Source organism: Thermosulfurimonas sp. (assembly GCF_015491435.1).
GTDB lineage: Bacteria > Desulfobacterota > Thermodesulfobacteria > Thermodesulfobacteriales > Thermodesulfobacteriaceae > Thermosulfurimonas_A.
This window is the reverse complement of the sequence record NZ_WFVX01000125.1, coordinates 1-2,416: the sequence shown is the minus strand read 5'-3', so window position 1 is coordinate 2,416 and position 2,416 is coordinate 1. Positions and strand designations below refer to the sequence as shown.

At 58.5% G+C, this 2,416-nt stretch carries 3 protein-coding genes; all 3 read left to right on the top strand.

Going from position 1 to position 2,416, the window contains the following annotated elements; genetic code table 11:
* Positions 1-115: 115 nt before the first annotated feature.
* Positions 116-337: a zinc ribbon domain-containing protein gene (locus F8J34_RS05715; protein WP_297057061.1), complete on the top strand. Its 222-nt coding sequence runs from the start codon at positions 116-118 to the stop codon at positions 335-337.
* On the top strand, positions 337-1,257 hold the full coding sequence (gene hemC, locus F8J34_RS05710; protein ID WP_297057059.1) for a hydroxymethylbilane synthase: 921 nt from the start codon (positions 337-339) through the stop codon (positions 1,255-1,257). Before F8J34_RS05715 ends, hemC begins: the two co-directional genes overlap by 1 nt.
* The coding region (gene cobA / locus F8J34_RS05705; protein ID WP_297057058.1) for a uroporphyrinogen-III C-methyltransferase at positions 1,254-2,416 on the top strand (1,163 nt) is incomplete at its 3' end. The genes hemC and cobA, both read left to right, overlap by 4 nt.

Genomic DNA, 2,416 nt, shown 5'->3' with positions numbered 1-2,416 from the left:
AATGTGGTGCACCGACCTACCCTTTCCGGCGGAAAGGGTTATAGTATTACCGGACACCACGAACTTTTGATTCCGCTCCTGTACGGGGCCATCCTGGAAGGATGGGAGGAAGAAGATGCCGATCTATGAGTTTGAATGTGAGGCCTGCGGGGAAACCTTCGAGGAACTGATCTTCGGTTCCGCGGAGGGGGTAAAATGCCGAAAGTGCGGCAGCGAAAGGGTGCGGCGGGTCATGTCCGCCTTCGGGTTCAAGAGCGGGAGCAAATTCGTGAGTTCGGGCCCGGGAGGAGGGGCCTGTAGCGGTTGTGCCGGAGGAACCTGTAGCACCTGTCACTGATGAAGAAGATCCTGCGCGTTGGTACCCGCGGAAGCAAACTGGCTCTGGCCCAGACGGGCTGGGTCATCACCCAGATTCGGGAACGCTTTCCGGATCTGACGGTTGACACGGTCATCATCAAGACCAAGGGAGACAAGATCACCGATGTCCCCCTGGCCCGGATCGGGGGCAAGGGTCTTTTCGTAAAGGAAATCGAGGAAGCCCTTTTACGGGAGGAGATAGATCTGGCGGTCCACAGTCTCAAGGATGTACCTTCCGAACTTCCCCAGGGGCTTGAACTTGCGGCTTTCCCCGAACGGGAGGACCCGAGAGACGCCCTGATAGGCTCCGGGGTGAAGTCCGTTCTCGATCTTCCCCGGGGGGCCCGGGTAGGCACCAGCAGTTTGCGACGCCAGGCCCAGTTGAGGCGTCTGCGCCCGGATCTTCGAATCCTCCCCCTGCGCGGGAACGTGGACACCCGTTTACGCAAGCTTCAGGAGGGCCAATACGAGGCCATTCTCCTGGCCGAGGCCGGACTGCGGCGTCTGGGAATACCTGTGGAAAGGGTATCTCTCCCCCCCGAAGAGATGCTTCCCGCGGTGGGGCAGGGGATACTGGCCCTGGAGATAAGAAGTGACGATGCTGAAACCCGGAAGATCGTATCCTTCCTGCATCATCCCGAAACAGCCTTTTGTGCCCGCGCGGAGAGGGCCTTTTTGCGCCGACTGGAGGGAGGCTGTCAGGTACCCTTGGCGGCCCATGCCCGTCTTTCCGACGGACAGCTTTATCTGGAGGGATTCATCGCCGATCCGGAAGGGCGGAGATTCTATCGGGAAGGCCTTACAGGCAGCCCCCAAGAGGCCGAGGATCTGGGTTTTCGTCTGGCCGAAATTCTCCTTTCTCGGGGAGGACAAGAAATTCTCGAGGAACTCCGGTCATGAAAAAGGGAAAGGTTTATCTGGTAGGGGCCGGGCCCGGCGATCCCGGACTTATTACCCTTAAAGGGGTTCAGGCCCTTCGAAGGGCCGAGGTGGTCATTTACGATTATCTGGCCAATCCTCGCCTCCTTTCCTTCGCGCCACCGCAGGCGGAAAAGATCTATGTGGGAAAAAAGGGAGGGCATCACACCCTTTCCCAGGAGGGCATTAACCGGCTTCTGGTGGAGAAGGCCCTGGCCGGGCAGGTGGTGGTACGGCTTAAAGGCGGGGATCCTTTTGTATTCGGACGTGGGGGGGAGGAGATCGAGGCCCTGTTAGAGTACGATATTCCTTTTGAGGTGGTTCCGGGAGTGACCTCGGCTCTGGCGGTTCCGGCCTATGCCGGGATCCCGGTTACGCATCGCCACTATACTTCCACTTTAGCCCTGGTCACCGGGCACGAGGCCGAAGGTAAAAAGGATTCAGCCATCGATTGGGAGGCCCTTTCCCGCATCGGGACCCTGATTTTCCTTATGGGTATGAAAAATCTCCCGCGGATATGTGAGAACTTAAAACGCCAGGGACGTTCTCCGGAGACCCCGGTGGCGGTCATTCAATGGGGGACCACGCCTCGTCAGAAGGTGGCCCAGGGTACCCTTTCGGATATCTCCGAACGGGTCAAGGCTGCCGGGCTTTCGGCCCCGGCCATTATCCTGGTAGGCGAAGTGGTCAAGCTGCGCGAAAGATTCCGGTGGTTTGAGGACCGCCCTCTCTTTGGTAAACGCATCCTGGTAACTCGTACCCGGGAACAGGCCAGCAAACTCAGCGAGCGTCTGGAGGAGCTGGGGGCCGAGGTCCTGGAGATCCCCACCATCAAGATCGTTCCTCCAGAAAGTTTTGAGGAACTAGATCAAGCCATCCAGGAAATAGAAGGTTTTGACTGGTTGATTTTTACTTCTCAGAACGCGGTCCGTTATTTTGGGGAGAGGCTTTATGCCGCAGGAAAGGACGCCCGCGCCCTTTCCAAGGCCAAGATTGCGGCAATCGGCACCGCCACCGCAGAATCCTTGAAGGAGATAGGTCTTTCCGCGGATCTTATCCCCCGGGAATTTCGGGCCGAGGGGCTCATCGAGGCCTTCTTGGGCGAGGACCTTAAGGGGCGGAGGATACTTCTTCCCCGTGC

Bases quoted from the DNA above. Each gene is read 5' to 3' on its own strand.
- F8J34_RS05715 (WP_297057061.1), top strand. From the start codon at position 116: ATGCCGATCTATGAGTTTGAATGTGAGGCCTGCGGGGAAACCTTCGAG.
- hemC (WP_297057059.1), top strand. From the start codon at position 337: ATGAAGAAGATCCTGCGCGTTGGTACCCGCGGAAGCAAACTGGCTCTG.